Raw genomic sequence first — 6,889 nt, forward strand, 5'->3', positions numbered from 1 at the left:
GATCGTCACAATCATTAGATGTTCCAATCTCCAGTGTCGTATTTTCTCCTGAATTTCCACAACGGTAATACCTGATCCAGGCAGCATCTTTACTACCATAACCCGGTTCTTTAGTAAAGAAAATACCATTGTTTTCTCTATTACCCGCACTTGGTTTTATTACTCCATTTACAGTTAGGTTGTTTGCTGAAAAATCCTCACTCGGAGAACCATTGAGAAGTGCTTTAGTATCGGCATAGGTTTTAATTGCTTTTTCCGTTGGTATGGCCAGATCGCTACAACCTTTGAGAGTACCATCACAAGAAAATGCATTCACCGCTACTCCGTACTCTAGCTTTAAATTTCCGTTAACTTCTAGTTTGGCATCTGGACAGGTCGTCCCAATACCCACATTGCCTGATTCACTTACAATGGTTAAATGTTGTTTTACTTTTGAAATGCATTCGCTATAGCTTTCTATATATAATTTTTTTTCTGAACTGCCAATGTACTTAAGGTCAAAACCCCCGTTTGCTGCGGTCGATTCTCCCAATTGAATGGTTGCATTATCTTGACCCCAAATCTTCAGTACAGGTTCATCTCCTTTAATTTCCAGCTTTGCATCTGGACTATCCGTTCCAATCCCCACATTGCCATCTTTCTTAATAAAGAAAGGAGTAGTATTCTTTGATTCATCATCAATCCGTAAAGCATCTTCATTACCCGTCTGGCGAATATGGAGTTTCGCCTTCGGCGGATCATCGATACTCAGTCCCACATTCCCGTTACTGCTGTCAATAAAAAGCTTACTATCTCCAGAAGAATTAGAGATATTTAAAGCTGGCTTATTTCCTAATTTTTGATTAATACTCCAAGTGTTCGTGTCACCCGCATAAAAATCCAACAGTTTCTCATCCGTACCTTGGGCGGTAATCTTGATGGGGGCGGTAATCTTGAGGGGAGTATCTGCCCCAGCCGGGTTTTCTATGCCATCATCTTTTATATTGAGGGTGGAATCAATAAAGTCGGCAAAATCCTGTTGAGAAGGCTTTTTACCTGTCTTGAATAATTCTTTTAGTTGACTTCTCTTCTTTTGAGCCATGCTCTTTAACTCCTTTTAACTAACTTCAAAATCATTAACAATACTCATATAATCAATCCCCTCAAAATCCTCTTCATCATAAGAATTTTCTGTGCCCATCAGGCAGATAATATGTTGAGGGGCAGAAACCAAAATTGAATCCGGGTGTTGCACTTGGGCGAGATTATACGGATTCACCGGATAATCGGTATCTGACTTACCTTGAGAACCAGCTTTGATGGGGACTTGCTCAATTAATTTGAGATAGCCAACATCATCTACATAATGTCTTTTCTCAATAAAATGGATCACTGAGGAATTATGGATTGAACTACCAAAGGTAATATCTGCTTGTTCTTCATAAGCCCACGGGGACAAAAAGCATTTAATATCTTCATTGAGTTGATTCAGATAGTCCCCCTGGTCATATCCAGCGAGAAAACGGATACCCACTTTGTATTGAATGGGTTTGTAGCGGGGATTTTTCACCACGATTTGCACAAATGGTGAGGTATAGTTTTGCAGGTATGCCTGGATTTCCTTTAGTAAGTAGGAAGGTGCTTTGGGTTCCAGGGGAAAGAAAGGCGCAGTATTAGAGATGTCGGGAATTACCACCACTGTCACCTTGGCATCACCAGGATTGTGGTTGCCAGCAGCAGAGGTGATACATTTCACCTTATAGATTTGGGGGAAATGTTCCAGTACCAGGCGTTCGTAATCCCAGGCGGTTATAGCCCTCTGTTTATGGCGCAGTCTTTCACTCACCCGCATGGTGAAGGCGCGATTGTCTTCTTTTGGTTTACCTCCAAAGGAACTATAGGGCTGTTGTACTGTGTTGATGGCGGGTTCTCGTGTGACAAATCCTTGAATAGAATTAGCTGCGAGGGGTTTACTTAAATGGTCGGCTGCATTCCCCTGATTCACAAAGGTCGCCCTGACTGCTTGGGTTTTGATGTCGAGAGTATCAGGAATTGCAGCAGCATTTTCGGTGACGGTAGCTCGTAGCCAATGTAAACCACTGGGTAACAAGTTATGCTGACTGGTGGCTCCCTCAGGGATACTCAAGCGGATAATCCCCGAATCGACTAACCCGTTGGTACTATCGGAAAGCATCTCTGTGTCTTTAAATTCTCGCCAAGCATTACCACTCAAGTAACTCCAGTGAATCTGTGGTGGAGTTAGTTCCCCATTACCACTGCCCGGTATCATTTGGAAGAGGATGGAAATGTTTTGGGGTGGTTGCAGATTGCGGATACCGATGTATAAAGTGCCTTCTTCTTGATAGTTCGGTAGGAGATAATATTGGTTGTCTTGATTGAGAGTTTGGATATCCGCATAGCCAAAGGGATTAAGTTGGAATATTTTACTAGGTTCCTGCTCGCTTTGGGAGGCTTGCAAGTCAATCTCTACTGAGGCGGTATAGTCGAGGGAGATGGCTTTCACTTCCGGGGTGTAAGGGAGATAAACTGGCAGGGATTTGATTTTTGTTGATGTATCATTTCCTTCGTTATCTTTAACAAAGTCTGTATCCGTTGACAAAGCCACCTTAGTTGATACTACTGGATGTAAATCATGGGCAAAATCTGGGCTTTCTAATTCCAGTTGAAAATACCTGTTTTGTTCAAAAGGATCGTCTGTATCGGTTTCATAGGAATAAGTATCCAAAGAATAGCCTGGAATTTGATAATTGAGGTGAATTGGATTACTTAAAGTATTGTCTTCTTGGGTAAAGATGGATTTGGGACCTTCAATATCCACCCAGCTTCTGTTATTGAGAAGTTTCAAACTGGCTTGAAAGCTGTTATTAGTAATTGCCTCCGGAATTATCTTGGTGCTATTGTATGCCTGATAATGGGTAGCAAAGTCTTGAGGAAGTCCCATCCATTCCATCTTGATGGCAATACTATCTAACTTTTTGGTGCTAATTTCTCGATTGGCGAAGTAAAAACCCGAACCTACTTTAGGATTATTGCCAAAGGGTTTAAAAGGAGTTTTGGGATTTAGTACTAAGTTATCGTTCCGCAGTTGGACATCTTGAATATTTTCTACTTTAACTTGTATATTGACTTTTTCTAAGGATACTGATTTGAATTGATCGTAATAGATAAGTGTTTCCTGGGTATTTTCTGATGGTGATATTTCTTTCAACAGAATTTTTACAATCGGATAGGAAGTTGCGATGAAAAAAGTTGACTCATCTGGTTTTGGTGGCAAGATAGCTGGTAGGGTAGAATCGAGTTTTAACTGAAACTGTAAACTGTTAAGGTAAATAGCAGAAGAACGATAGAGGTTAATCTTGTCAGTACTAACAGCATCTTGAGGGAAATTACCGATACCAATTTGCTGTATATTAGCTTCATTATTATTAACTAATCCTGTAATCTGGAATATCTTACCGTCATTCCAAACCAGAAGTTGCTTCACGTTGCTAGCAGAAAAGGTATGTTCAGAGCCTTCAATAAAATAAACACTTGTAAAGTTATCGTTGTCCGAAGCAGTGGAACTCAGAGATAGTTCTGTACTGCTATAAGATACTAGTGGATCTTCTACAATAAAAACGCCAATTTCATATTCAAAGGATTCCGGTTGTATCCATTGCGCTTCACTACTCAAGTAAATTTCAAAAGGGCCATTTTCACTACTTAGTATTGCCTGGAACTTATCCCGATTCAAAGTCCTTTCTTCACCGGTGAAGGTAAGGGTAATATTACATGTTCCTTCTTGTAACAACAAGACGGGAGAAGTAACGGCAAAACCGATGGAATTTTGTGAGGTTTGAGTAATGTTGCCAAAAGTATTAAAACGTTGTGCTTTAGTTGCTTGTACCTCTTCGGCGTCAACTAGTGAACTTCCATGGATATTTTTAATTTCGGTTTTTCCAATAGGAGGGTAAGTAAAGTTTCTTTTCTTGGTTTGGGCTTTCTCAACGAGGCGATAGACTTCTTCCCAATCAGGATTTTCTGTAGTAGCTTGGATTTCCATAATCTTCCGGAAATCTGCCACACTCAGATAAAGTTCTTTTTTGACATATCTAATAACTAGCTCTTGGTCAAGATGAGCAAATATCTCTTGGAGAGTTGTATAACCATTAGGCATTTTCGGCAAAGGATCGCCAGGATTAGGTGACCCAAGAGCCAATTCCATCATGCTCTTGAAAGCCAATTGTTCTCGCTCTTCTTGTTCTCGCTTTTCTTTTAAGGCATTACGCCTCCCCATGGTAATTTTTTTTCTGTAAGCTTTTTCTAGTATTTTATAAACTTCGTTCCATTCTAATTCTGTAGGTTCTTCTTTATCTGCTTGGGCCTTATTTATTTGCCTATCATGGATATCAAAGCAATACTTAAAATCTTCCGTATTGAGGAAAAATAATTGTTCTGTAATATAAGAGGTTATGTTATCATCTGTTGGTTGATTATCTTGAATCGCTTGATAAATATTGTCTTTGAGATAATCAATATCAACAGTTTCTTCACCAAAATCAGGAAGTTGGTCTCCTTGGTTGGGTCTGCCAACTGCCCAGCGCAGCATATTTTCAAAACTTTGATCGCTCTTATTATCTTGATTATGAATTTCTTCTAAACCAATAGAATTTTTTTCTATAAATAACGTTTTGATGCTGGCTACTTGAGCTTGATTAACAACTATATCTTCATCGGTGGCATAGTTAATATTAACCCCTTGACTATCTTGTCCAGCACTGAGCAAAGTACCCTTGTTAATAAGATGGGCTTCTTCTCCTTGCCCCAGCTCAAAAATTACATTAACTTTGTCTGGAACTTCCTCTTTTGTCCTTAACTGCAGTACCTCTTTATAATAAAAATCGAGATATCTTTGGGTCAGTGCCTTGAACTGTTGCTGAGGATAGCGTAATAATTGTAAAAACGTGAACAACAAAACTAGATGAGGTTGAGCTAATTGCCTTTGTGTCGATGGATCGTCGGCAAAACTTTCCGGGTTCTTAATGTAAGCAAGCATTTGCTCAACATCTCCCCCAAAGAAACTCGACCAATCCCCATTTATCCGATTGGACTCATCGTAATAGTTTAGTTTTGTGGCATACTCTTGTACGAAGGTGAGTAAATCAGAAACATCGCGCTCATCTACGGAAACATAATCTGGTTCGAGTTCCCTTAGCAAGCGTCCGCGCTGACTAACGCCATCACGAAAAATATGATGTATAATTTTCTTGTTTGTATTCATAACTAAATTCTATATCATTGATCAGGAGGGCGGATGTAAACTTTATTAACAAGCCAATCTCAAATAAAGTAATAAATATTCATATGAACCAAAATAAAATTTGGTGTAAGCATTTAGTTATCAGCCGTCAGCTAATGCGCTACGCGCACGCTACGCGAACAGTTATCAGCGATCAGCTATCAGCCATTGGCCGTAGGCCACGCTACTTGAGGTGCTATCAGCTTTTGAATAAAAGCTGACGGCTGACGGCTGTTCGCGTTCGCGAAGCGTCGGCTTTGCCGAAAGCGTGGCCAACGGCCTTTAGCTGTTCGCGCAGCGTGCGCGTAGCGCATATGCTTACTTTAAAAAGCTATTTGCCCACCCGACAAGAATAGGTAGGGTGGGCAAAATTCAAGCGGTTGTCGGTTTGATGAGAAATCATGGCTAATTTGCCCACCCTACAATAATGGTCGCCGTTTTTCCGATAACTAGTGTTTTAATTCAGTTACCGTTTTGTATTTGTTTGGTGATATTTTCTTACCAATTATTATCTTCTAAATCTACAGTAATCATTCGTCCATCTGCTTTTGAACGGTCAATATAAGCATAAAAAGCGGTGGTATCTTCTCGATGGGTCAAGACATATTGTCTTAGTTCTTCTAAGCTGAGAGTATCATAGTTGATAGAGTTCATGGTTCATATCCTCCTGTTGGTTTAATTTCAAAATCTAGTTCTCCTGCTAAATAAGCATTCAGCCGTCAACGGTGAGCTAAAAGCTCACGCTACTTGAGGTGCCGTCAGCTTTCCATAACTCAGTGGGGTAGGGTGGGCAAATTCTGAGAGTTTGACAATTTGATTACGAATCATGTCCATTTGCCCACCCTACAAGAGCTGATCCGAAGTTCCCTGCTCCCTGCTCCCTGCTCCCTGCTCCCTGCTCCCTGCTCCCTAAAACCCAAGAATTTGTACCTCACCCAAATAAGAATTGCTATATTGTCTTTGACCCCAATCGGGAGGTTATTATCCGATGGATAGATTAACTAATTACCGCAAACTAATTCGAGAAATTATCACAAATCATACAAAAGTGCCCTATAAGCATGGAGATATTAAGTTTGAGACGGTCTTTGATCCGGAATCCGATCGCTACCTGCTGATGATTTTAGGCCGTCAGAATAAGCACTATGAGCATGGTTGTTTAATTCATGTTGATATTATCGATGGAAAAATCTGGATTCAACGAGATGGCACAGAAGTTGGAGTGGCTAACGAATTCGTTGAAGCTGGTGTCCCAAAAGAGCAAATTGTTTTGGGTTTTAAGTCACCTGAACGCAGGAAAGATACGGAATTTGCTGTTGCGTAGGGCGTACCCTATTAGTGGTAGGGTGGGCAAATTCTTAAAGTTTGACAATTTGATAAAGAATCATGTCCATTTGCCCACCTATTAGTGGTAGGGTGGGCAAATTCTGAGAGTTTGACAATTTGATTAGGAATTATGTCCATTTGCCCACCCTACAAAAGCGATCGCACTTTGTACAACACCTAATTGAAAACTGCTATAATTGAATTAAAAGGATATCTAATCAAAAAATGAGTAGGACACAAGTAAGTACAGAACATATTAGTATTAATCCCGAAATTCGCTTCGGT

General features: G+C 40.2%; 4 protein-coding genes and 1 pseudogene. 1 reads left to right on the plus strand and 4 read right to left on the minus strand.

Annotation, left to right across the window (positions count from 1 at the left end; all coding sequences use genetic code 11):
* The 4 genes and pseudogenes from F6K38_RS32340 to F6K38_RS32355 form a co-directional block, all read right to left on the minus strand.
* Window positions 1–1,081: pseudogene (locus F6K38_RS32340) on the minus strand (hypothetical protein); the annotation flags it as partial.
* A gap of 15 nt (window positions 1,082–1,096) precedes the next feature.
* Window positions 1,097–5,260 (minus strand): baseplate J/gp47 family protein, encoded by a 4,164-nt coding sequence (locus F6K38_RS32345; protein WP_287263410.1) that lies wholly within the window; start codon window positions 5,258–5,260, stop codon window positions 1,097–1,099.
* Window positions 5,261–5,439: 179 nt separating this feature from the next.
* Entirely contained in the window at window positions 5,440–5,592 is a 153-nt protein-coding gene (locus F6K38_RS32350) for a hypothetical protein (RefSeq protein WP_154659890.1), read from the minus strand.
* Window positions 5,593–5,776: 184 nt separating this feature from the next.
* Window positions 5,777–5,932 (minus strand): DUF6887 family protein, encoded by a 156-nt coding sequence (locus F6K38_RS32355; protein WP_165691870.1) that lies wholly within the window; start codon window positions 5,930–5,932, stop codon window positions 5,777–5,779.
* 334 nt (window positions 5,933–6,266) lie between these two features.
* Between F6K38_RS32355 and F6K38_RS32360 the strand changes: the two genes are divergently transcribed.
* Window positions 6,267–6,602 carry a XisI protein gene (locus F6K38_RS32360; RefSeq protein WP_009149615.1) on the plus strand — a complete coding sequence of 112 codons (336 nt, stop codon included), beginning with the start codon at window positions 6,267–6,269 and terminating at the stop codon, window positions 6,600–6,602.
* Window positions 6,603–6,889 lie beyond the last annotated feature (287 nt).

The sequence above is a fragment of the Moorena sp. SIO3B2 genome (assembly GCF_010692525.1).
Lineage (GTDB): Bacteria > Cyanobacteriota > Cyanobacteriia > Cyanobacteriales > Coleofasciculaceae > Moorena > Moorena producens.

Bases quoted from the DNA above. Each gene is read 5' to 3' on its own strand.
- F6K38_RS32345 (WP_287263410.1), bottom strand. From the start codon at position 5,260: ATGAATACAAACAAGAAAATTATACATCATATTTTTCGTGATGGCGTT.
- F6K38_RS32350 (WP_154659890.1), bottom strand. From the start codon at position 5,592: ATGCGCTACGCGCACGCTGCGCGAACAGCTAAAGGCCGTTGGCCACGC.
- F6K38_RS32355 (WP_165691870.1), bottom strand. From the start codon at position 5,932: ATGAACTCTATCAACTATGATACTCTCAGCTTAGAAGAACTAAGACAA.
- F6K38_RS32360 (WP_009149615.1), top strand. From the start codon at position 6,267: ATGGATAGATTAACTAATTACCGCAAACTAATTCGAGAAATTATCACA.